This window comes from Algoriphagus yeomjeoni (genome assembly GCF_049821175.1).
GTDB classification, from domain to species: Bacteria; Bacteroidota; Bacteroidia; order Cytophagales; family Cyclobacteriaceae; genus Algoriphagus; species Algoriphagus yeomjeoni_A.
The window spans coordinates 4,085,453-4,107,963 of record NZ_CP187512.1 but is presented as its reverse complement, the minus strand read 5'-3'; the positions used below and the strand labels follow the sequence as shown (position 1 = coordinate 4,107,963).

Genomic DNA, 22,511 nt, shown 5'->3' with positions numbered 1-22,511 from the left:
TTGTACGGCTTGGGTCATGCCTGTCTACTTCAGGCAGGCTCGATTTCATAACTCAAAGGAAATGTGAATCCTTAAATTAAATCTTTTGATCCTAAATCCTCAAAATCACATCTCCATTAAAGCCCACAACAAGGAACTCTTTGATCAGCGGTAAAATTGATTTTTAACTTAAACCCACAAATTATTTGTAGTCAATTACTTATATTGAAGCAGATCAAGAGTTTAGACTTTTCATAAATTGATCCAAACAGCATATTCTTGAAAGTCTAAGACAGGTGATTTACTTAATTAATTTTTAACCATTGCTCTTTCTGATTGAGGCCACTTTTCAGCCCTAGAATAAGCAACCCCATAAACCCCATTTACTATGGAATTAACCATCATTAATCTTTCAAAGACTTATCCGAATGGAGTTAAGGCTTTGAACAACATTTCTTTGACCATCCCACAAGGGATGTTTGGACTACTTGGTCCGAATGGAGCAGGAAAATCTACCCTGATGCGTACCATAGCAACACTTCAGGATCCAGATTCTGGTAGCGTTATGCTCGACAACATTAATGTATTAGAAGAAAAACAAGCCGTCCGCGAGCGATTAGGTTATTTGCCACAGGATTTTGGGCTTTACCCTAGAATCAGCGCGGAAGTAATGCTTGATCACATCGCTCAAATGAAGGGTATTGGAAAAAAATCGGAGAGAAAAGCACTTGTGGAAAGCTTACTTCAAAAGGTAAATCTTTTTACCCATCGGAAAAAAGGGCTTGGAACCTATTCTGGTGGTATGCGTCAGCGATTTGGAATCGCTCAAGCCCTGGTTGGCAGTCCTTCCCTCATTATCGTCGATGAGCCTACTGCGGGACTAGACCCTTCTGAGCGAAATCGTTTCTATAACCTACTTTCGGAAATCGGTGAAAACACAGTGGTGATTTTGTCAACCCACATTGTTGAAGATGTGAATACGCTCTGCTCAAATATGGCCATCATCTGTCAGGGAGAGGTACTGATGCAAGGAAAACCTGCTGAGGGAATTGCAGCTGTAAATGGAAAAATCTATAAGAAATCCATAGAGAAATCTGATCTGGGAGAATATCGTGAGAACTATTCCGTGATCTCTACCAAACTTCTTGAAGGAAAATTGAGCTTACGTATTGAAAGTGATGAAAATCCTGGAAATGGATTCGAAGCCGTTCCAGCTGATTTGGAAGATGTTTACTTCAGTCATATTTCAAAAAAGGTGGATCCAATCACGATATAATCTCTAGCTATGTTTTTGGATATTTTCATTTTTGAACTGAAATACAGATTCAGTCGCCCAGCGACCTATATCTATTTCTTGATGCTACTAGTGGTCCCATTACTTTTGGTGGGATTTGGGAATACTCCCGCTTCTGAGAAAGTATATCATAATGCGCCAATTGTGATTGCAAATCTTCAGTTATTGATTTCGATTTTCGGGATATTGATTGCCTCTGCTGTGATGGGAGTACCCATCTATCGTGACCTGGAGCATAAAACTGGCACGTTCCTCTTTAGTTACCCTATCTCCAAATTTGCCTATTTCATGGGGAGATTCTGGGGCTCTTTTGTGACTTTGATATTTATTTCATTAGGTAGCCTTGTCGGGTTTTATTTAGGTACGCTTTTAGGTCCTTTATTCGGCACAGATGAGCTTCGCTATGGCCCAAATTTGCTCATCAATTACCTACATCCTTGGATTACACTTTCCCTTCCAAACTTATGGTTAGCTGGTTCTTTGTTCTTTGCGCTCATCGTTTTTACCAGAAATATCAAATCCATTTATTCCGGTGGAATAGTGGTATTTATCATTTACTTGCTGGCAAATTTCCTAGCTCAGGATATCGAAAATAAAAATCTGGTGGAGATTATGGATCCTTTTGGGATCAACACATTCGACTTCCAAACGCGTTACCTAACTCCATTTGAGCAAAACAACTTCATTCTGCCAGTAGTAGGCAATCTGTTGATTAACCGATTACTTTGGATTAGCGTAGGAATCTTCTTTTTCATAGCTGCTTATGCAAGATTTAGTTTCACCTACTTCTTCCAAACAGTACAGAAAAAGTCAAAAGCAGAAAAAGAAGAAGCAAAAACACCTATACTCCAACAAGTGCTGGCGAAAGCAAACTTTGCAGGAAACTACCAATGGACCAGTTTTAAAACACTTTCAAAAATTGAGTTTCAAAATATCTTCAAAGACATTTACTTCAAATCGATTTTACTCGGTGGTTTGGTATTTTTGGTTCTGGATTTTTGGATAGGAAATACACTATATAGTGTCCCTAATTTCCCATCCACTTCCTTCTTGATGGAGTATAAAACCTTTGATTACAACCTCTTTGTCTTCATCATCATTGTCTTTTTCACCGGAGAAAGCTTGCATCGGGATAAGTCCTCTGGATATTCTGTTATTAATGACACCTTCCCAGTAAAAGACGGTACAGTGATCGCGTCAAAGTTTGCGGGAATGGCAATTATCTGCTTACTGCTGGCAACAATTCCAATCATAGTTGGATTGGCTGTACAGACCCTGAAGGGATATTTTAATTATGATTTGGGAGTTTACCTCGTTGATAGCTACTTGATCTCCCTACCAGATTACCTACAAATGGTGATGCTCGTGTTTGCAGTGCACTTGGTGGTCAACAATAAATTTGCCGGTCATGCAGCAGCTATCGGGATCTGGTTGGTGATGATTGTGTTCCGTGACTTCGCAGGGTATGATTTCAACCTATTCTTTTTCTCTTATAAGCCAGGCTATAGATGGAGTGATATGAATGGACTTGGGCATTTCGGCGAGCCACTATTTTGGTTTAATCTCTATTGGACTGCTATTGGCATGTTCTTGATTCTTTTCTTCAGCATTTTCTATAGTAGAGGAACAGAGATTTCATTCAAAAATACCTTGAAAACTGCTAAGAGTCGTTTGACTCAGAAAACCTCCATTGCGGCATACCTATTCCTGATCATCGGAATCGCTTCTGGAGCTTATATTTTCAATTCTCTAGTTTACAAAAATAGCTACCAAACAAGTGATGAGGGCGAATTGCGACAAGTGGCTTATGAAAAGCAGTTGAAGCAATATGAGTTTATGCCCCAGCCTAAGATAACCAAAGTCAACCTCAAAGCTGATCTCTATCCTATGGAACGTGATGCGTATTTCGAGGCTGCAGTGCAAATGGTCAATAAGACCAATGAACCAATTGACTCGGTTCATTTCAATAGTACTGGCTTGACGGATTTTGAGATTCTGTATCAAGGAGAAAGTTTGCCTTATCGCTTTCCTTTAGTCTATGAACCGGCTAAATTTCAGATTTTTGGTAAAAAGCCAAACCGAGAATGGTATAAAATCACGGCTTTGCCTAGCACAATGATGCCAGGAGATACACTTGACCTGGTAATAAAAAGTAAAGTCATAAACGACGGATTCCCTAATTCAGGGTTTGGGCGCGAATTGGTTTACAACGGTAGCTTTATCGCAGGAGGAATGCCTGAAATCGGATATTCGGCCGATGGTGAACTTAATAGTGATGAGAAAAGAAGAGAACATGACCTACCTGAAAAGCCTGAAGATCTACCTCCACATGATGATCCTTTTGGTAGGAATACCCTTTTATTCTCAGATGAGGCTGATTTGATTCAATTTGAGGCAACTGTAAGTACAATACCAAGCCAAATTGCAATTGCGCCTGGTTACTTACAAAAAGAATGGATAGAAGGCGATCGCCGTTACTTCCATTACATTCAAGATACCCCGATTCAGTCTTTTTTCTCGGTATTATCTGCTGAGTATGAAGTGCTACGTGATAAGGCAACTTTATCCTCTGGAAAAGAAGTTGACATTGAAATTTATTATCAAAAAGGTCATGAATATAACCTTGATCGCTTTGTGAGTTCTTACAAAGATGGTCTGGCCTATTTCTCGGATACTTATGGTGACTTCCAGTTCAGACAAATGCGAATTTTGGAATTCCCTCGTTATGCCGGTTTTGCTCAATCGTTCCCAAATACAGTTCCATTTGCAGAAAGCTTTGGGTGGGTGGCAGATTTCTCTGATCCAAATAGTTTTGATTATGTCTATTACGTAACTGCCCACGAACTGGCGCATCAATGGTGGGGACATCAGATAACTCCTAATTATACACGAGGAGCAAACCTAACCTCAGAGGCATTAGCTGAATTTTCAGCTCTTATTCTTTCTGAGCGTAAATACGGAAAGGAAAATATGAAGCGATTCCTAAAGGATGAGCTGGACGACTATCTGAGAGGAAGATCAAATGAAAGCAAAAAGGAAAATGTCTTTATCAACTGCAACCGCGCCTATCAGTGGTACAATAAAGGAAGTTTGATTCTGTACGGTCTTCGGGATTTGATCGGAGAAGAAGCAATTGACTCAGCATTGTACAACTTCAATAAGGAGTTTGGTCAGCGGCAAGCTCCACCTTTCCCTGGCAGTTCAGATCTTTATAGACATTTGGCGGCAAAAACTCCTGATAGTTTGATGTACTATTTAGACGATACTTGGAATAAAATCACGCTCTATGACAACAAAGCAGAGGAAGTAACTGCCACAAAAATTGCTGAAGGAGAATATGATGTGACGCTGAAATTAAAATCCCAAAAGCTTTATGCTGATTCAGGTGGACAAGAGTCTGATGCTGAGTACGAAGGGGATTACATTGATGTAGGAATCTTTGCAGCTGATGATACAGATGAGGATGGAAAAGATCGGGTAAATCCTCTTTTCGTCCAAAAATATAAACTCAAGCCTGGAGAAACTACGCTTACCATTAGAGTGAAAGGTGAGCCGGCAAAAGCTGGAATCGATCCATATAATAAGTTGATAGATAGAATCCCTGATGATAACACCATCAATGTAGAAGTCGAATAACAAAAGAAAAGGGTCGTTTCGAAATTGAAACGACCCTTTTACTTATTTCTTTTTTCTGAGTAATGCTACCAAAATCAAAATGAAAATAGCTCCTCCTACTACCCAAGCCCAAGGCTGTTGGTACCATTCCTTTTTACCGATATTGACGTCAATGTTAAGTCCGCCATCCTGAGCAAAAGCTGAAACGGTAAAAAACATAGTCATTAGAAATAAAAACACTGATTGCGAATACTTTTTAAGTTGATTTTTCATAGTCATTTTATTTTTATTTGAATCTAATATTATAAGTCGCAGCTACTCCAATAGTCTGAATATCAACTGAAGGTGCTGAAGTGAAGACTTGATTATAAAAAGCGAAAAAATTCCAATCGTAATTGTGGTAACCCACTTGCGGACGAATATAAAATCCTCCATCACTGGCAATATCGCCCGTCAAAAAGGTGTAGCCCAAATCAGTTCCTACAAAGAATCCTGAAGGTTGCGGATAATATCTAAACATCAATCCCAAAGGAATCGCTCCGAAGTCTTGAGCCCCCGCCACGTCTGATTTTGCGAAATATTTAGTGTAGCCGGAAACTACTCCTAGTCCATAATTATCAGTTCTCATAAATTGAGCGGCTACATCAAGTCCTAATGCAAAAGAGGAATAATCACCCAGATCAGCTACAGGAACTCCTAGATTAAGCCCTAGTTTTAACCAGGAGTTATCTTCATTAATATCTTCGATTTCCCTGGTAGTTTGTGCGTAACTGGCAACAATTGCCATCATAAGTGTCAACGATAATGCTAATTTTTTCATTGCTGGTGTTGGTTTGTTTTTCTTTCGTTTTTCCAAACCAAATGCCACTAAAAAATAAACCTATTAAAAAACACTCCAAAAGCCTTCAAAAGGCTCTTTAACAGGTTTTAACAAACCAATCATAAAAGAATATGGCCAACAAAAAAACCTTCAGACTACCCTGTTATGGGGAAAATTCTTCTCAATAGAGCCTTTTGAAGAACTCTTTTTATTCTAGTTTTCTCCAATCTTTAGGAGTCATTTCGGTGAGATTTTTGAAAGTCTTATTGAAATGAGATAAAGTCTGAAAACCCACTTGATAGGAAACTTGAGAAATACTCAAGTCGGTTTCTAATAGTAATTTCTTGGCTTCAGTAACTCTGAGCTGTTGAACATATTGAGTAAAAGTTCTTCTGGTCCTAAGTTTGAAAAACCTACAAAATGCCTCCTTACTCATATATGCCTGCTCGGCCACTTCTTCCAAACTTATCTGTCTTTTACTATTGTCAAGAATGAAACGCATCACCTGATCCATTCTACGACCATCTCGCTCAGTCATTGTTTTCAATATTGGGATCTGATTCAAGGGCATCATGTCCTTGGAGGTAAAGTCCAATAATGATAGTATATGAATACAATGACCTAGTCTCGTCAATCCCGAAAACTCTCCAAATCGAGCTAGAAGCTTCGATATCTCATCCTTCGTTTCCCCAGTAATTTTAAAACATCCAGCTATTTTTTCATTGAGATGCACTAGGTCATGAAAGTCATCTACCTCCGAGAAAGCCTTACTCATCGCTTTAAAATCAAAAAACAACGTGTTCCCTCTGATTTTGAGATTACCATTATCCTCATAATAATCCGAGTCACTCCGAAAAACATGTGGGATACTTTCTGCCAGCAAATACACATCACCTGGCTGAAATCTTCCAACATAATCTCCAACCAAAAGCTGACCTCGACCTTCTACAATTAGTGTCAATTGAGCTTGGGGATGCTGGTGCAGGCTATCGTAAAAGTGACTTCCACGATCTTCCTGGTATTGAATAAATGAATTTTCAGACTTAGGAATCTGAAAGGAAATTACTTTACTCATCTGTCATAATAGGCTTGAATTAGTAAATTAACTCAGAATTATTTGAAATTTGATCAAAATAGAATCATTATTTACTAAAAAACCACTTTCATAGTTTTTATTCATGCTCTAATTTTGAAAGAAAAAAGCTATGAACTGGAAAGGTGTATTCCCCGCTGTAACGACTAAATTTCATGCTGACGGAAGTTTGGACATGGATCTATTTTTCAAAAACATTGATTTCCAACTAGAATCCGGAGTTCACGGTATTATTCTCGGTGGAACACTTGGCGAAAGTTCTGTACTGACTCAGGAAGAAAAAATCACCCTAACCCGCGAAACAGTCAATTATCTTGACGGCAAAGTTCCGGTGATTTTAAATATCGCAGAAGGAGCAACTCAAGAGGCGCTTTTCTGGGCGGCAAAAGCGAAAGAACTTGGAGCAGCCGGTTTGATGATACTGCCTCCGATGAGATATGCTGCTGATGCCCGTGAAGTAGTTACGTACTTCAAAACCGTAGCGGATTCTACCGACCTTCCGATAATGATTTATAACAATCCTGTTGATTATAAAACACTGGTAACCATTGATATGTTTGCGGAACTGGCAGACTGTAAGAATATAGAGGCAATCAAAGAATCAACCCGTGACATTTCTAATGTGACTCGTATGCGTAACCACTTTGGCGATCGTTTCAAATTGCTTTGCGGAGTAGATACCCTAGCGATGGAGGAGTTGGTAATGGGAGCAGATGGCTGGGTTGCTGGGTTGGTTTGTGCATTTCCCAAGGAAACGGTTACCATTTTTAACCTAATCAACGAGGGTAAAAATGAAGAAGCAAGAGATATTTACCGTTGGTTCTTACCGCTTTTGGAACTAGACATTCACCCTAAACTGGTACAATACATCAAGCTTGCAGAGCAACATTGTGGCATAGGCTCTGAGCACGTGCGAGCACCAAGATTGACTTTGATCGGAGAAGAAAGAGCAAGAGTTGAGAAAATCATTACCGATGGCTTGGCTAAAAGACCTAAATTGTAGATTATAGTGTTTAGAGAGTTGAGTTCTAAATGCCATCTTACAATCATTTGATTCTTTGGTCATTTTTATAACTCAACCTGTCTATCTTATTTTAATCTTTTAACAATCAAACTTAACAAACCTATGAACCTCGATCTTATTTTCTCAGCCGCACAAGAGGCCTTTTTATCTTACAAAAATCTCTCAGGAAACAGGAAGGCAGACTTTCTGGAAAAAATCGCAGAGATTCTTGAAGAGAACAGAAGTGCCATTGTAATGATGGCAGTAAAAGAATCAAATCTTCCAGAAGGCAGAATCAATGGAGAACTAGGTCGTACAACAGGTCAAATTAAGCTTTTTGCCAATCAGCTCAGAGAGGGCTCTTGGGTAGAGGCTACCATAGACCCTGCAGATCCATCAAGAACTCCTTTACCAAAGGCAGATATCCGAAGAATGCTGATCCCAATCGGACCAGTTGTGGTATTTGGTGCGAGTAATTTTCCATTAGCTTTTTCCACTGCCGGAGGTGATACCATTTCAGCTTTAGCAGCAGGATGTCCAGTGATCTACAAAGGTCATCCGGCACATCCTGACACGTCAAAATTTGTCGGTGATTGTATTTCTCAAGCTGTCTCAAAATCTGGTTTGCCTGAAGGCGTATTTACGCATGTTGAAGGTGGAGTAAAAATGGGCCAAGATCTTGTCAAGCATCCTCTGGCGAAAGCAGTTGCATTTACAGGATCTTACGGAGCAGGAAAATCTCTTTTTAACATCGCGTCTGATCGTGACGAACCAATTCCGGTATATGCTGAAATGGGCTCTGTAAATCCTGTTTTCACCTTTCCTCAGCGCTTATCCAATGAGCTCGTCCCTATGGCACAAAGTTATATAAGCTCGCTGACCTTAGGAGCAGGACAATTTTGCACCAATCCTGGGTTAATCTTCGTGCCAAAGGAATTGGCCAGTAAATTTGAAAATGCTGTTTCCGAAGCTTTGAAAGGAGCGGCTGGATCTCCGATGCTTCATGAAGGGATTGCGAGTTCTTATTATTCCGCGCTTGACAATCTTAAAATGCGTTCAGAACTAAACTGGGTAAAAGTACCAGACGCCCAACATTTGATCAATGTGAGCCCAGCTTTGGCTGAAATCAAGGCTGCAGATTGGATTGCAGATGATCTTTTCCAGCAAGAGGTATTTGGTTCTTTTGCTTTAATGGTAGTTTATGAAAATGAAGCGCAACTACTAGAGGTAGCCAAAAAACTTCATGGACAGCTTACGATTACGCTTTGGGCAGATTCGTCTGAACTAAAAGCCAATACAGAACTGATCAATTTATTGGAAGAAAAATGTGGTCGACTGCTATTCACCGGTGTTCCTACAGGAGTAGAAGTTGGTTATGCTATGCAACATGGCGGACCTTTCCCATCGACTACAAGTGCAAATACCACCTCAGTTGGGGCGCATGCAATTAAACGATTCGCTAGACCAATCGCCTTCCAGGATATGCCAGCTGATCTACTTCCGGATGCATTGAAAAATGACAATCCTTTGGGAATTACAAGGCAAGTAAATGGGAAGTTTACGGCAGATAAAATCTGATATACGAAATGCGATTTACGAGATTTTGAGGAGCTTCAACCCTCATTTTACGATGTATATCGTCTCATGTAAACGACCTTCCAACTTAAAACAGTAGCTCAATTATCCAATCTTCAAATATTTCAATTTTGAATTTCTAAATGTCAACAAGACACACATTCTCCTGCATCGATGCACACACTTGTGGTAATCCGGTGCGGGTAGTTTCTGGCGGAGTTCCTTTTTTGAAAGGGGAAAATATGCTGGAAAAACGTCAATATTTTCTAGACAATTTAGACTGGATTAGAACTGGATTGATGTTCGAGCCTAGAGGTCACGACATGATGTCGGGCTCCATGTTATTTCCTCCACACAATCCTGAGAATGACGTAGCAGTTCTCTTTATCGAAACCAGCGGCTGCCTTGCAATGTGTGGTCATGGTACGATTGGAACAGTGACCATTGCGATTGAGGAAGGTTTGATTTATCCTAAAACTCCCGGCAAGCTTAGATTAGAGACTCCTGCTGGATTGGTACTCGTTGAATACAAACAAGAAGGCCAAAAGGTGAAATCAGTCAAACTGACTAATGTCAAAAGCTTTCTAGCAGCTGAAGGATTGGAGATAGACTCGGATGAGCTAGGGAAATTGACTGTGGATGTTTCCTATGGCGGCAATTTCTATTGCATCATAGATCCTCAGGAAAATTTCCCTGGCTTGGAGCATTTCAAAGCTGAGCAACTAATTTCCATGGCTCGTTCCCTTCGCAAAAAAATGAATGAGAAATACGAGTTTGTCCATCCAGAGCATCCAGCGATCAAAGGTCTATCTCATGTGCTTTGGACAGGGAAAACTCTAGAACCTACGAGCACAGCTAGGAATGCGGTGTTCTATGGTGATAAGGCAATTGACCGCTCTCCATGTGGTACGGGAACTTCTGCTCGCTTAGCACAATGGTATGCCAAAGGGCTTTTGAAACCTGGAGAAGACTTCATACACGAAAGCTTCATCGGCTCCAAGTTTATCGGGAGAATCGAAGAAGAAACTGAAATAGCTGGTAAGCCAGCGATCATCCCAAGTATAGAGGGCTGGGCAAAAGTTTATGGATATAATACCATCATGCTCGACGATGACGACCCATATGTGCATGGATTTCAAGTGATTTAATAGACGCTAGACACAAGACATAAGTATCAAGACGCGCGGCAAAGCATCGTCTTAGTACTTGATACTAACTACTTGACACTTATTCATGAAACCAACAATCATCATCGGCGGCGGAGTAATCGGCCTTTTTACAGCGTATTTTCTTCAGAAAGAAGGAGTAGAAGTACAAGTAATTGACCAGGGAGATATGAATATTAACTGCTCCACGGGGAATGCCGGTATGATCGTTCCAAGCCACATCATTCCATTAGCAGCTCCGGGGATGATCAGTAAAGGGATTTCTTGGATGTTTTCTTCCAAAAGCCCATTCTACATTCATCCTCGACTAGACGCCAAACTTTTGAAATGGTGCTACCAATTTTACAAAGCTGCGAGTCCTGCCCATGTAGAGCGATCTGTTCCTGTACTGAAAAACCTAAGTTTGCTCAGTAAGGCGCTTTATCAGGAATTTCGGGACGAGCATCCAAACTCTCAGATTGGTTTGCAGGAGAAAGGTTTGATGATGATCTATCAGACAGAAGCAGTTGAGAAAGAGGAAATTGAATTCGCTCATCTTGCCAATGCAAACGGCTTGCAGGCAGATATTTTAACTCCAGAAGAAATCCGGACTTTCGAGCCAAATCTAGAAGTAAAAGCACGTGGGGCAGTGAGATTTCCTGGCGATGCACATTTGGATCCAGCGAAATTGTATGGATTTCTAAAAAGTTATTTACAGGAAAAAGGAGTAAAATTCCTTCCAAATACGCAGGTAACTGGTTTTGAAAAAAATGGAAATGCTGTCAATGCAGTCATTACAGACCAAGGTAAAATCGATGCCGGAAAAGTAATTCTTGCGAGTGGTTCTTGGTCTGGAGAATTGGCAGCTTTATTAGGTTTCAACCTTCCGATGATGGGTGGAAAGGGCTATTCTTTTCTACAGGAAAACAAACCTGAAATCATGCAATCATCCATTTTAACCGAGATGAAAGTTGCCGTGAGTCCCTATGGTGATCAAATTCGCTTTGGAGGAACAATGGAAATCGCTGGTACCAATCAAAAAGTAAATCTCAGCCGTGTCAAAGGAATCTTTGAATCCATCAATCGGTATTATCCAGAATTCGAAGCAAAATTTCCTGAAGAAAACAAGATTTGGAAAGGTCTGAGGCCATGTTCCCCAGATGGGCTTCCGTACATAGGTTTTGCTCCTGGCTACTCCAATGTCATGGTAAATTCTGGGCACTCCATGATGGGGGTGAGTTTGGCACCAGCTTCTGGAAAAATCCTCGCAGAATTGCATCAGCAAAAAGACACAACGTTAGAATTGAAAGGTTTTGAGGTAGATAGATACATGTGAGTCCTTTGAGGATTTTAGAACTTCGAAGGACTTTTTATGATTACTATTTATTCAAGCCATTTCATTAAATTGTTCTTATGGAATCAGATGAGAAAGATCTTGTAAAAGAGCCATTTACGGAATATGGAGTATATTCTTATGCGGACTATCTGACTTGGGAGATCGACGAAATGGTCGAGCTCATCAAAGGAAAAGTTTTTCGGTCTGCTGCTGCAGCGCCGAGAATAAAGCATCAGCAGATAGTGCTACGTTTAGGTTCAACATTTTTACAATTCCTCGAAAAGAAACCCTGCGAAGTATTTATCGCTCCTTTTGACGTGCGCCTACCCGTAAAGTCCAGAAAAAATGAAGACATATTCACAGTAGTCCAGCCAGATGTCTGTGTGGTTTGTGACCGTTCCAAATTGGATGAAGCAGGATGTGTCGGAGCCCCAGATTTAATCGTAGAAGTGCTTTCTCCAGGAAACAATAAAAAGGAGTTGCAAAACAAATACGAAGTTTACGAGGAATCTGGAGTCAGCGAATATTGGATTATTTCTCCCTATGAAGAAACTTTAATGATCAACTCTCTTACTGATGGGAAATATGTTGCATCTAGACTTTTTACACGCGGAGACATCGTCAAATCTGAATGTATTTCTGGCTTTAAATTAGATCTCGAAGAGTTTTTTGAAAAAATAGATTAGAAATACATAAAAAATCCTGCTTCAAGAGAAGCAGGATAACTATTGACTGTTAAGCAAAATATCTATCAAGTCGTATAAACAGAATTGAACATCACATAATCTGTGGTCAAATCTGATCCCCAACCTATACCTTCTTCTTCTCCAGAATTGAGTTCCAGATGAACTCGAATATGAGATTCTCTAAGAAGTTTTTTCATATAGGACTTTTCAAAATCTACTGGATTGCCCTTATCTAAGACCTGAACTAGATGATTTTGATCTCCGATAAAGAGGTTTACTTTTTTATAATTAAAGGCAACCCCAGCATTACCAGCAGCAGCGACAATTCTCCCCCAGTTTGGATCACGACCAAACATAGCAGTTTTCACCAGAGTAGAGTCAGAGATCGCGCGAATGAGCGTCCTAGCAATCGCTTCAGTTCTCGCCTTGGTTACTTTATATTCTATAAACTTGGAGGCACCTTCTCCATCTGAGACGATTAGTTTTGCTAAATGTGTCAGGATTTCCAGTAGTTTCTCCAAGAAAATCTCATATCCTGGATCATCCTTACTTTTCACTTTTCTATTGCCGGCCAAACCATTAGCCATGACAGCGACCATATCATTCGTAGAAGTATCTCCATCTACGGTGATCATATTAAATGAACGATCTACACAATAAGAAACAGCTTCTTGAAGTAGCTTCTCGTCAATGTTAAAATCAGTCACTATGAATGCCAGCATGGTAGCCATATTGGGATGAATCATTCCAGACCCTTTAGCTACTCCGCCCATATTGATTTTCACTCCTTCATATTCGAATTCAATAAATCCTTCCTTAGCAAAAGTATCTGTGGTCAAGATAGCATTTGCCACAAATGAACCTGCCTTAATTTCACCGCTTAGTTTCGGGATATTGACTTTTAGTCCTTCCACTACATCTTCGGTTGGAAATTCCACACCGATAATGCCAGTAGAAGCTACAATCACATCATCCTCTGGAATTCCCAAAGCTTCTGCGGTCGTACGGACCATCGCCTCAGCTCCTTCTCTCCCCTGATCACCTGTACAAGCATTTGCATTTCCTGCATTACAAATAATCACCTGAGCTCGATTATTTTCCAGGTGTTTCTCAGTGATTTTTATAGGCTCAGCGCGAACTTTATTCTGCGTTAATGTGCCTGCAGCAGCAGCTGGAACTTCTGAATAAATAATAGCCAAATCGCGTTTCATCGATTTCACTCCAGTGTGAGCGCCCCAGCATTTGATGCCACGTACGTTCGTAATATTTTTAATCATCTTTTCTTATTAAGGTTTTAATGGCACTTGGTTCAATCCTTCGGACTCTGTCAAGCCAAACATCAAATTCATATTGTGTACCGCCTGACTAGCTGCGCCCTTGAGCAAATTATCAATTGCTGAGATCACGATAACGCGCTCCGTCCTTGCATCCCACACTGGAAACACATCGCAGAAATGACTTCCTCGGACGTCTTTAATTCCCGGCGCCTGATTTCTCAATCTGACAAATGGTTTTTCCTTGTAAAAATCATGGTAGATCGACGTGAGCTTTTCTTGACTCATTTCGCCTTTGATTTTGGCGTAAGCAGTCACCAAAATTCCTCGATCTACAGGAAGTAGATGCGGAGTAAATTGAACTGCAGTCTGATTACCTGATAAACCTCCAAGCTGCTCCTCTATCTCAATCGTATGTCTGTGACCTGCGATTCCATAGGCTTTGAAATTTTCATTCACATTAGAAAAATGCGTAGTCGCATTAGCTTTAATTCCTGCTCCTGTCAAGCCTGACTTCGCATCAATGATCAGAGATTTTTCCTCTACCAGTTGCTTCGCAAAAAGTGGAGCCATGCTTAAAATAGATGCCGTAGGATAACAGCCTGGATTTGCAACCAAATTTGCTGACTTTATTTTATCTGCAAAAAGCTCTGGCAAACCATAAACAGCCGATGCAAATCCTTCAGGATAGCTATGCTTTTTATTATACCATTCTTCATAAACTTCCTTGGTGGAAAGTCTAAAATCTCCTGAGAGGTCTATGATTTTCGCACCTGAATCCTTCCATTTGGCAACAAAATCCATGGAAACGCCATGAGGTAGAGCTAGGAATATTACATCCAGTTTTCTCTTACTTACCTCTTCAGCACTAACCAAAGGAATGTCTAATCTATCGACAAACTGAGGGTGTAAGTCTGAAAATGGCTTGCCCTCATGCGATTCTGAAGTGATCATTTCAATTGAAACTTCCTCGTGATTCAAAAGAAGTCTTGCCAACTCAGACCCCGTAAATCCAGAGGCTCCAACTATGGCTACTTTTAATTTTTGATTGCTCATCTTAGGCTACAACAGTGGTTTCGGTAAGGATTTCGTCAAATTTTTCTAGAAAAATATTTAGCTCGTCTCTGCTGATATTCAGGGCAGGAACAAGTCTTAGAATATTTCCAGCCGTAGCATTTGCCACAATTCCCTCTTCTAGTAATCGTAGCACGTAGGGCTTAGCCTCTGATTTCATTTTCACTCCAAGCATCAACCCTACTCCTCTCACAGACTCAAGTTCCTCATGCTTCTCGATCAATTCAGCTAGCTTTCCTCTCAACCATTCACTGGTTTCGGTTGCTCTTTTGCAAAGTTGCTCCTCATTGATGACTTCTATAGTCGCAATCGCTGAAGCTGCTACAAGCGGATTCCCACCGAAAGTGGTGCCATGATCCCCAAATTCAATCGCACTGGCTACTTTTTCATTGCAAAGAATCGCACCTATCGGCGCTCCTCCTCCTAGCCCCTTGGCTAAAGTCATTATATCCGGCTGAACTCCGAAATAGTCCTTTGCAAACCAATTTCCGGTTCTTCCTATCCCACATTGGATCTCATCAAAAATCAAAAGGATTCCTTGTTCATCACATAGCTTTCTCAAACCTTCCAAGTATGCCTTTTCCGCAGGAACAACTCCCCCTTCACCCTGAATCGGCTCTACAATCACTGCTGCAGTCTCTATGTCTATTGCAGCTTCAACTGCCTTGAGATCATTGAAAGGAACTTGAGCAAATCCTGTTGGAATAGGGCCAAATCCTTGCTGATATTTCTCCTGACCAGTCGCGATGGTCGCTAAAGTTCTGCCATGAAACGAATTTTGCATGGAAATGATTTTTCCACCTTTAGATTGCTTATGTGCATACCTTCTAGCAATTTTAATGGCTCCTTCTACGGATTCTGCTCCACTATTTGTCAGGAAAACTCGATCCAAGCCAGAGATTTTAACTAGCAATTCACTCAAAGCAACTTGCTGAGGACTCACGAAAAAATTAGAAATATGCATCAAGTTAGCCGCCTGATCCTGAATTGCTTTCACAACCGTAGGATGACAATGGCCCACATTATTTACAGCAATACCAGCTAGTAAATCAATGTATTCTTTTCCATTTGCATCCCATAATCTACTTCCTTTTCCTTTGATAAAAGCTAAAGGAAAGCGATTGAAGGTTGGTAAGTAATACTCTTTGTCTTTGGTGTATAATTCTTGATTGTTCATAATCTTTTATAGAGTTAAGGTGGTTCCAATTTTCTCATGATTGATTACGTATCCGGCAATCTGCTCGGGCTTGGTACCATTTAAAATAATTGCTTTTTGCACTCCTTCTTTTAATGCCAGCATGCAGGATTGAATTTTGGGTATCATACCACCTTGGATGGTTGAACCCATATGTTTTTGTACAGCTTTTTCATCAAGTTCGTGAATGATAGAATCTGGATCTGGATAGTTTAGAAAAAGTCCATCTACATCCGTGAGTACAATAAGTTGATCGGCTTTCACAGCCGCTGCAAGTTTACCTGCAAAAGTATCCGCATTGATATTGTAAGAAATCCCGTCTGCTCCGTCAGCGACACAGGCAACCACAGGAATATATCCTGCTTGGCAAAGGTTGTTGATCAGCGTACTATCGATATCAGTAATTTCACCTACCAAACCAAGATCGACCAGACTTCCATCGGAAGATTTATGCTGGTACTTTTTTGCCCGCACCATTCTGGCATCTTTACCTGAAAGACCGACGGCTTTTAGGTTGTTTTGATTTAGTAAAGAGATCAAGTCGGCATTGACTTCACCTATCAGTGCTTTTTGAATTTCTGCGAAAGCAACTGCTTCTGTCACTCTGAGACCATCCACAAACTGAGTTTTGATGGCAGCTTTTTCAAGTGCTTTATTGATAAATGGCCCACCGCCGTGCACCATCACTACTTCAAATCCCGCGTCCTGAAGTTTAAAAATCTGTGCTGCTATTTCCTGTTGCAACTGGGGATTGATCATCGCATTCCCACCATATTTGATGAGAATTCTTTGCTTAGACATTTCTACTTTTTTTATAATAAATTGATTTTTTCCTAACCCGGCTCTCCCTTATGGACTGGCAGAAATGAGAAAAAATCAGAACTGAATTACTTCTTATTAGAGATGAAAACTTGATAATTACTGGTTTTACTAATTTAACCTAACAGTTTTAAAACAACCTTCGTTCCGAAAGAGGTTATTTTGTGGAATACCCCCATGTTATTGGAATAGTGAAACTTAAAACTCTTAAAAGTCAAATTACCATTGATCATTTGGCTTGACAGGGTGACATGCTGTCAGTCGAAAGCGGAATTATTTCCCTAAAATGCGCTAAAATTTAAGTGTGAATGTTTATTACCCGATAAATTACTCAATACTACATACGATGATGACTGGAGGAAAAATAGACCAATTCCTTCCAACCAAATGGCTATCATTAAATCCTTATTTCAAATAGATGGTCTACGTCCACAGATCATACTAGCATGTCACTAGTCATGTAGAAATACTTTGAAAATTGAAGTCAATCCATTATTTATATTGTTATCATTAACATTCACCCCGGAAAAATGAAGAAAACAGTTTTAGAAGATATTGGACTACTAGTACTACGATTAGGCGCTGGAGGAATGATTTTAACTCACGGCTATCCGAAATTAATGCGGTTAATTGGAGACGACCCTATTAAATTCATGGATTTTCTAGGCATAGGCCCGGTGGTTTCCTTAACACTTGCTGTTTTTGCCGAATTCATATGTGGCATATTAGTTGTCATAGGATTTAAAACCCGTCTCGCCACAATCCCACTTATAATTACTATGCTGACTGCAGCATTTGTAGCGCATGCATCGGATCCATTTGGGAGAAAAGAGCTCCCTCTTTTATATTTTACAGTCTTCTTCTGTATACTTATTTTCGGAGCTGGTAAGTATTCTCTTGATGGACTGAGTGATCGCAAATCCATGTACTATGGAGGCTAGCTTTTCAAATCATTGAGGCAAAGTAAAAGCCACGTAAGCATCTCCGCTTTTAGTGCCTTTTCCTCCGCCACAGGCGATTACTAGAAATTGCTTTCCGTTCATTTCGTATACTGCTGGTGTAGCATGTCCCGAAGCTGGAAGCTTGGCTTCCCAAAGAATTTTACCGGTCTCCTTATCTAAAGCACGAATTTTCTCATCCTTTGTCGCTGCGATAAATAACACTCCGCCTGCAGTCACCACTGGACCTCCATAGTTTTCGGTACCTGTAGGAGCAAAACCCTGAGCACTCAGAGAGTCAATTTCTCCCAGCGGAACTTGCCACTTTTTCTTCCCAGTATTCATATCAATGGCGGTCAAAAGGCCCCAAGGCGGGTTGGACCCATAGAGTCCCTCTTTGGTTACCAGCTTTTTATAGCCGTCCATATAGTAGCGAGGAAAAAGCTGTGATTGCACGCCTTCCATTTCTTGCTTGTCACCTTCTGCAGGAGCTTTGTCCAAGAGATATTGCAAAAGCACTTTGCGGTTTTCATCAGAAATATGTGCAAAAGATGGCATCGCTCCCCTTCCTTTTTGAAGCAAAAGTGCCAATGAATCATAGGTATATTTTTCCTTTAACTCCAGTAAACTCGGGATTGCCGGCGGGTTTCCCTTTCTATCCAGTCCATGGCAATTTCCACAAAAATTAGTGTAAACAGATTTCCCTATGTTCTCAAAATCAGCATTTGGAGTCATCCCGATTACCCAAGGAATTTGATTGGCGTTCACATATAAAGTCTGAGTTGTAGGATCAAAAGATGCTCCACCCCATTCTCCACCACCATCCATTCCTGGGAAAAGAACCATCGGTTTTTCTGGATGCGGAGGAGCCCAAGTGTCTCCATAAATCGCTCCTTCTAGTTGATTTCTAATATCAGCTTCCCATTCAGGTTTCAGGTTGAGTATACTAGATTCATCAAAAACCATATTCATAAAAGGCTCGGGAAAAGAAGGAATCGGTTGAGTTGGAGAGGTAAATTCGCCAGGCATGACAGATTGGATGGTGGCAGTTTCAGGAATTGGCCAAATCGGCTCGCCAGTCTCCCGATCAAAGACATAAGTCATACCTTGCTTAGAGATTTGAGCGACTGCATCAACCCACGTTCCGTCTTTTAGAATTCTAATTAAGTTAGGATTAGCAGGAAAATCCCGGTCCCACACGTCATGATGTACAGCTTGAAAGTGCCAGATCCTTTCCCCAGTTTTCGCATTCAGCGCAATCAGGGAATTCGCAAATAAATTATCTCCTTTGCGGTAACCTCCCCAAAAATCGTAAGTCGCAGAACCTGTTGGCACAAAAACAATTCCCCGCTCCTGATCCACCGTCATCCCGGCCCAATTATTTGCTCCACCGATCTGCTTTATACTTTTTGAATCCCAAGTATCGTAACCAAATTCTCCTTCCTGCGGAATGGTATGGAAAATCCATTCTCGCTTGCCTGTGCGAATATTATAGGCCCGAATATGTCCTGGCGCGGCATCCAAACCCTCGGAAAGTCGCATTCCAATAATCAATAAATCTCCATAGACTACTCCTGGAGCATTTGCCACTATCAGAAAATCCTCCCGCTCTGTGTCTAAACCTTTTCTCAAATCAACCTTGCCTTGGTCTCCAAAACTTGGAATGGGTTCTCCAGTCTCCGCATCCACTGCCATCAGCCAATTTCCAGCCCCAAAAAGAATGCGTTTGTCATCTCCATCTTCCCAATAACTCACTCCACGATTAGTCCCTGCCCAAGAATTTTCTCCTCCAAGAATTTGAAATGGATCAAATCTCCATACTTCAGTTCCAGTTTCAGCATTTACAGCAAACACATTTAAGGTGGGAGTAGAGCCGTAAAGAAGTCCATTTACTACAATCGGCTGGCATTGAATCTGGGAGCGTTCTGTTGCATCACCTGTATTGTACGTCCAAGCAACCTGAAGTTGGGAAACATTTTCTTTAGTGATTTGTATCAAAGACGAAAATCGGGAGCCATCAGCTGGACCTCCGTAGTGTGACCAATCGGTGTAATCCACTTCTGTATTATTGGATTGGCATGCGGATAATAGTATCAAAAATCCAAAGGCTACCTTATAGAATGGTTTCATGAATTAGGTTGAGTTGGGTTGTTAAATTAAATCTTAACGTATGGAAAATTATCAATTGTAGAAAGCCAAATCAAATCTTCAAATTTAAAATTTGAATACTGGTTTTCATTACTCATCATTTGAGATGAAAACTTTCAATCCTTCTTGCGTTAATTCTGTTGGGTAAATCTCCAAATTCCCACAAGAACCAACTTTTACTTCACCTGTCATTAGATTAAATCTATACCGGTGTAATGGACAAATCACCTCATGTTCACTTGATAAAGAACCCTCTAATAATGAAGTTCCTCGATGCGGACAATCAGCTTGAAATGCGTGGAAATTTTCTTGGGATCGCACCAACGCGATGACCTGATCACCAAGGTTAATTTTATGAATTCGACACTCAGGAATCATTTCCAAAACTTGGCGTTTTGTACTACCCAAAAGGAATGTTTTCATAAGACGGGATTTATCTACTCAAAAGGAAATCAAACCTTAACATAAATAAACCATTGGTTTTCTGATGAATCTTGTTGAATTTAATAGGTGAATAAAAACCGTTAAAACCATGAAAGCAACTATACTTTTTATTACCGCCTTATTATTCTTCAATTTGGCCGAGGCACAAAGCCTTGAGGGGGCTTGGAAACTTACCCATCAGGATGGTCAAGAAGTAACCGATATAGAATATATCAAGATTTATCAAGATGATTATTTTGCATATGGAGCAAAACAGGTTGCTGATAATCACTTTATCAGCGCAGGAGGGGGACCATTTTCTTATGAGGACGGGAAATATATGGAGACTTTAGATTTCTTCACATTAGATCCATTTCAGGTCGGAAAGACAAATAAATACAAGCTGGACTGGGTAAATGAAAAGATGGTCATCTCCTCAGAGATCAATGGGAAAATGCTCGTAGAAATCTGGGAAAAAGTGTCAGATGCAGAAGACGATCTAACGGGAAACTGGGTGATCACGGGAAGAAAACGTGGCGAGGAAATCTCCAGATCAACTCCGGGGGCAAGAAGAACGGTTAAAATCCTGAGCGGAGGTCGTTTTCAATGGATTGCGTTCAATTCCGAAACAAAGGAATTTTCAGGCACAGGCGGAGGAACTTACACTGCCAAAGACGGAAAATATGTGGAAAGCATAACATTCTTTTCCAGAGATGATTCTCGAGTAGGTGCTAACTTAGATTTCAACTACGAAGTAATTGATGGTGAATGGCATCACAGTGGACTAAGCTCAACGGGCAATCCAATTTATGAGATTTGGACTCCATATGCGATTGGATATCAGGGGAAGTAATAATTTTAAATTCTAAAAGCTGAAAGCTGAAATAATAAAAAAAGGAGCCTTATGAGCTCCTTTTCTATTTTTTATGCTTCTACAGCGTATAGTTCTTTCAACTTTCCGACTGTATAATCTACTTCCTCTATTGTATTAAATCGGCTGAAGGAGAATCTAACTGCATCTCGCTCTGGCGTGTGATTGATTGCTCTCAATACATGCGAGCCAACTGTAGCCCCTGAACTGCAGGCGGACCCACCAGAAGCAGAAACTCCTTCCAGATCAAGATTGAATAGCAACATGCCGCTGTTGGCTTCAGACGGAGGTAAGCTTACGCTTAATACAGTGTACAAACTCTTATCCAAATCTCCAGACAGTCCATTGAACTCTACTCCTGGAATCTCCTGAGTAAGACTTTGGATGAAATGTTTTTTGATAGCTTCTATATGAACTTGATGCTCAGCCATGTCCTCATAGGCGATTTCCAAGGCTTTTGCGATTCCAATAATCCCTATCACATTTTCAGTTCCACCACGCATATTCCGTTCTTGAGCTCCACCGTGGATCAAAGGATGGATTTTCTTATCCTTTTTCACATAAAGAAACCCGGAACCTTTTGGGCCATGAAATTTATGACCTCCAGCTACGATGGAATCCACAGGAAGAGATTTTAGATCATGTACATAGTGTCCCATGGTCTGCACGGTGTCAGAATGGAAAAACGCACCATGCTCTTTCGCAAGTGATCCAATGCGGTTCAAATCATTAAGATTCCCGATCTCATTATTTGCATGCATCAGAGAAACCAAACTTTTTGGGTTGGCCTTCAGCAAGTCCTCCAGCTGATTCATATCCAATTCCCCCTTCTCGTTTACATCCAGTTTGCTCAGTTTGATATGTCCTTTTTTCTCACACATTTCCAACGTATGCAAGACTGCATGATGCTCAAGTGGGGAAGTAATCGCATGAGTAATTCCATGACTTTCGATCCCACAAACAATCGCAGTATTATCAGCTTCAGTTCCACCAGAGGTAAAGAAAATTTCGGCAGGAGTTACATTTAACAATTCTGCAACCTTCTTCCTTGATCTCTCAATAGCAGTCCTAACTTCTCTTCCAAAACTATGGACGGAAGAAGGATTGCCGTAATGATTTCTCATAAAAGGAATCATGGCTTCGATCACTCGATCGTCCATGGCAGTGGTAGCTGCATTGTCTAAGTAAACTTTCATCGTACTCGTGTTGGGTTGTATATTCTT

The 22,511-nt window shown here is 40.6% G+C and carries 19 protein-coding genes; 9 read left to right on the top strand and 10 right to left on the bottom strand.

Translation table 11 applies throughout. From position 1 onward, the window contains the following. Positions 1-367: 367 nt before the first annotated feature. Positions 368-1,255, top strand: coding sequence for an ABC transporter ATP-binding protein (locus tag ACPUEN_RS16730; protein WP_425637051.1), 888 nt, complete (start codon positions 368-370; stop codon positions 1,253-1,255). A gap of 9 nt (positions 1,256-1,264) precedes the next feature. Then, positions 1,265-4,909: a M1 family aminopeptidase gene (locus tag ACPUEN_RS16725; protein WP_425637050.1), complete on the top strand. Its 3,645-nt coding sequence runs from the start codon at positions 1,265-1,267 to the stop codon at positions 4,907-4,909. A gap of 42 nt (positions 4,910-4,951) precedes the next feature. Here the strand turns inward: ACPUEN_RS16725 and ACPUEN_RS16720 are convergent, their stop codons facing one another. From ACPUEN_RS16720 to ACPUEN_RS16710, 3 genes are all read right to left on the bottom strand, one after another. Further along, complete coding sequence (locus ACPUEN_RS16720; RefSeq protein WP_425637048.1) at positions 4,952-5,161, bottom strand: hypothetical protein; 210 nt, start codon at positions 5,159-5,161, stop codon at positions 4,952-4,954. A 13-nt stretch (positions 5,162-5,174) separates the two neighbouring features. Further along, positions 5,175-5,708 (bottom strand): hypothetical protein, encoded by a 534-nt coding sequence (locus ACPUEN_RS16715; RefSeq protein ID WP_425637047.1) that lies wholly within the window; start codon positions 5,706-5,708, stop codon positions 5,175-5,177. A gap of 208 nt (positions 5,709-5,916) precedes the next feature. Further along, a complete protein-coding gene (locus ACPUEN_RS16710) occupies positions 5,917-6,783 on the bottom strand; it encodes an AraC family transcriptional regulator (protein WP_425637045.1) in 867 nt (288 codons plus the stop codon). Positions 6,784-6,913: 130 nt separating this feature from the next. On the opposite strand from ACPUEN_RS16710, the gene ACPUEN_RS16705 reads away from it, so the two are divergent. From ACPUEN_RS16705 to ACPUEN_RS16685, 5 genes are all read left to right on the top strand, one after another. Further along, complete coding sequence (locus tag ACPUEN_RS16705; protein ID WP_425637044.1) at positions 6,914-7,804, top strand: dihydrodipicolinate synthase family protein; 891 nt, start codon at positions 6,914-6,916, stop codon at positions 7,802-7,804. A gap of 105 nt (positions 7,805-7,909) precedes the next feature. Further along, positions 7,910-9,382 carry an aldehyde dehydrogenase (NADP(+)) gene (locus tag ACPUEN_RS16700; RefSeq protein ID WP_425640206.1) on the top strand — a complete coding sequence of 491 codons (1,473 nt, stop codon included), beginning with the start codon at positions 7,910-7,912 and terminating at the stop codon, positions 9,380-9,382. Positions 9,383-9,522: 140 nt separating this feature from the next. Beyond that, positions 9,523-10,527 carry a 4-hydroxyproline epimerase gene (locus tag ACPUEN_RS16695; RefSeq protein WP_425637043.1) on the top strand — a complete coding sequence of 335 codons (1,005 nt, stop codon included), beginning with the start codon at positions 9,523-9,525 and terminating at the stop codon, positions 10,525-10,527. Positions 10,528-10,612: 85 nt separating this feature from the next. After that, complete coding sequence (locus tag ACPUEN_RS16690) at positions 10,613-11,860, top strand: NAD(P)/FAD-dependent oxidoreductase (RefSeq protein WP_425637042.1); 1,248 nt, start codon at positions 10,613-10,615, stop codon at positions 11,858-11,860. A gap of 77 nt (positions 11,861-11,937) precedes the next feature. Beyond that, complete coding sequence (locus ACPUEN_RS16685) at positions 11,938-12,546, top strand: Uma2 family endonuclease (RefSeq protein ID WP_425637041.1); 609 nt, start codon at positions 11,938-11,940, stop codon at positions 12,544-12,546. A gap of 65 nt (positions 12,547-12,611) precedes the next feature. Here ACPUEN_RS16685 and argJ read toward each other — a convergent pair whose 3' ends face one another. The 4 genes from argJ to argB are packed head-to-tail and all read right to left on the bottom strand — an operon-like array spanning position 12,612 to position 16,890. Beyond that, positions 12,612-13,823: a bifunctional glutamate N-acetyltransferase/amino-acid acetyltransferase ArgJ gene (gene argJ / locus ACPUEN_RS16680; protein WP_425637039.1), complete on the bottom strand. Its 1,212-nt coding sequence runs from the start codon at positions 13,821-13,823 to the stop codon at positions 12,612-12,614. A 9-nt stretch (positions 13,824-13,832) separates the two neighbouring features. Continuing rightward, positions 13,833-14,876: an N-acetyl-gamma-glutamyl-phosphate reductase gene (gene argC, locus ACPUEN_RS16675; protein WP_425637038.1), complete on the bottom strand. Its 1,044-nt coding sequence runs from the start codon at positions 14,874-14,876 to the stop codon at positions 13,833-13,835. A gap of 1 nt (position 14,877) precedes the next feature. After that, positions 14,878-16,071, bottom strand: coding sequence for an aspartate aminotransferase family protein (locus ACPUEN_RS16670; RefSeq protein ID WP_425637037.1), 1,194 nt, complete (start codon positions 16,069-16,071; stop codon positions 14,878-14,880). Between the two features lie 6 nt (positions 16,072-16,077). Continuing rightward, positions 16,078-16,890 carry an acetylglutamate kinase gene (gene argB, locus ACPUEN_RS16665; protein WP_425637036.1) on the bottom strand — a complete coding sequence of 271 codons (813 nt, stop codon included), beginning with the start codon at positions 16,888-16,890 and terminating at the stop codon, positions 16,078-16,080. Between the two features lie 548 nt (positions 16,891-17,438). On the opposite strand from argB, the gene ACPUEN_RS16660 reads away from it, so the two are divergent. Further along, complete coding sequence (locus ACPUEN_RS16660; protein WP_425637035.1) at positions 17,439-17,849, top strand: DoxX family protein; 411 nt, start codon at positions 17,439-17,441, stop codon at positions 17,847-17,849. A gap of 9 nt (positions 17,850-17,858) precedes the next feature. Here ACPUEN_RS16660 and ACPUEN_RS16655 read toward each other — a convergent pair whose 3' ends face one another. Further along, positions 17,859-19,976: a PQQ-binding-like beta-propeller repeat protein gene (locus ACPUEN_RS16655; RefSeq protein ID WP_425637034.1), complete on the bottom strand. Its 2,118-nt coding sequence runs from the start codon at positions 19,974-19,976 to the stop codon at positions 17,859-17,861. 108 nt (positions 19,977-20,084) lie between these two features. Further along, entirely contained in the window at positions 20,085-20,417 is a 333-nt protein-coding gene (locus tag ACPUEN_RS16650) for a Rieske (2Fe-2S) protein (RefSeq protein ID WP_425637032.1), read from the bottom strand. Positions 20,418-20,526: 109 nt separating this feature from the next. On the opposite strand from ACPUEN_RS16650, the gene ACPUEN_RS16645 reads away from it, so the two are divergent. Continuing rightward, positions 20,527-21,270 (top strand): hypothetical protein, encoded by a 744-nt coding sequence (locus ACPUEN_RS16645; RefSeq protein WP_111609986.1) that lies wholly within the window; start codon positions 20,527-20,529, stop codon positions 21,268-21,270. Positions 21,271-21,341: 71 nt separating this feature from the next. Here ACPUEN_RS16645 and ACPUEN_RS16640 read toward each other — a convergent pair whose 3' ends face one another. Then, on the bottom strand, positions 21,342-22,484 hold the full coding sequence (locus ACPUEN_RS16640; RefSeq protein WP_425637031.1) for a cysteine desulfurase family protein: 1,143 nt from the start codon (positions 22,482-22,484) through the stop codon (positions 21,342-21,344). Positions 22,485-22,511 lie beyond the last annotated feature (27 nt).